Annotated in this window: 2 protein-coding genes; one reads left to right on the top strand and one right to left on the bottom strand. The window is 70.9% G+C overall.

What is annotated here, in order from left to right; all coding sequences use genetic code 11:
* A partial coding sequence (locus tag ABT324_RS33320; protein WP_351185888.1) for a quinolinate synthase occupies positions 1–592 on the bottom strand: 592 nt, incomplete at its 3' end.
* A 196-nt stretch (positions 593–788) separates the two neighbouring features.
* Between ABT324_RS33320 and ABT324_RS33325 the strand changes: the two genes are divergently transcribed.
* Positions 789–1,279, top strand: a 491-nt coding sequence (locus tag ABT324_RS33325; RefSeq protein ID WP_351185891.1) for an NUDIX hydrolase, incomplete at its 3' end; no start/stop codon positions are given.

Below are 1,279 nucleotides of genomic sequence, written 5' to 3' on the forward strand. Positions count from 1 at the left end.
ACTCGACGGCGGCGAAGCAGTCCTCCAACCGGCGGGTGTCGGCCAGGACCACCGCGCCGAGCGCGCCGCGCACCAGGTCCTCCCACATGAACCAGGGGCAGAACAGCACCTCGCGGTCGGCCGGGATGGAGCGCACCACGTCGACCGCGTTGGACGAGGTGCAGCAGATGTCGGTCTCCGCCTTCACCTCGGCGGTGGTGTTCACGTAGGACACCACGACCGCGCCCGGGTGCTCGGCCTTCCAGGCGCGCAGCTGCTCGGCGGTGATCGAGTCGGCCAGCGAGCAGCCCGCGCGCTCGTCCGGGATGAGCACCGTCTTCTCCGGGCCGAGGATCTTGGCGGTCTCGGCCATGAAGTGCACGCCGCAGAAGACGATCGTGCTCGCGCTGCTGCTGGCCGCGATGCGGCTCAGCGCCAGCGAGTCGCCGGTGTGGTCGGCGACGTCCTGGATCTCGGGCAGCTGGTAGTTGTGCGCCAGCAGCACCGCGTCCCGCTCGTCGGCCAACGCTCGGATCTCCCGGGCCCAGTCGGCGTCGGCCTGCACTCCCGTGTAACCGGCGTCGGTCCGCTCCCAGGTGGCAGTAGCGGCCATCTCGTCCTCCTCGCCGGATCCCCCGGTCGGCTGGCCGGAAGTTCCGCTGTACACCCCGGATCAACCACCCCGGGGTTTTCGCCTTAGAATCGAAAACGTGCCACATCCTAACACCGCTGGTCACCCGAACGAGAGCGACGCTGGTCACGAAGTGCTCGCCGGGGTCCTCCAGGTCCGCGACGACCACCTGCAGGTGATGCTCTGGCAGCGCGCCCGGGAACCGGACGTGCACCGCTGGTCGCTGCCCGGCGGACGGCTCGCCGCCACCGAAGACGTGGAGACCTCGATCCGCCGTCAGCTCGCGGAGAAGGTCGACGTGCACAAGCTCTCCCACGTCGAGCAGCTGTCGGTGTTCAGCGCCCCGGACCGGGTGCCCGACCGCCGCGTGGTGGCCACCGCCTTCCTCGGTCTGGTGCCGTCCGACGTCGACCCCGAGGTCCCCGCCGACACCCGGTGGCACCCGGTCGAGGACCTGCCGCCGACCGCCTTCGACCACCAGCGGATCGTGCTGGCCACCCGGGACCGGCTGCGCGCCAAGCTGTCCTACACCAACATCGGCTTCGCGCTGGCCCCCGCCGAGTTCACCGTCTCCGAGCTGCGCGGCATCTACTCCGCGGCGCTCGGCTACCAGGTCGCGGCGACCAACCTCCAGCGCGTCCTCACCCGCCGCGGGGCGCTGGAACCCAC

The sequence above is a fragment of the Saccharopolyspora sp. NPDC000359 genome (assembly GCF_040300525.1).
In the GTDB taxonomy this organism is placed as follows: Bacteria; Actinomycetota; Actinomycetes; order Mycobacteriales; family Pseudonocardiaceae; genus Saccharopolyspora.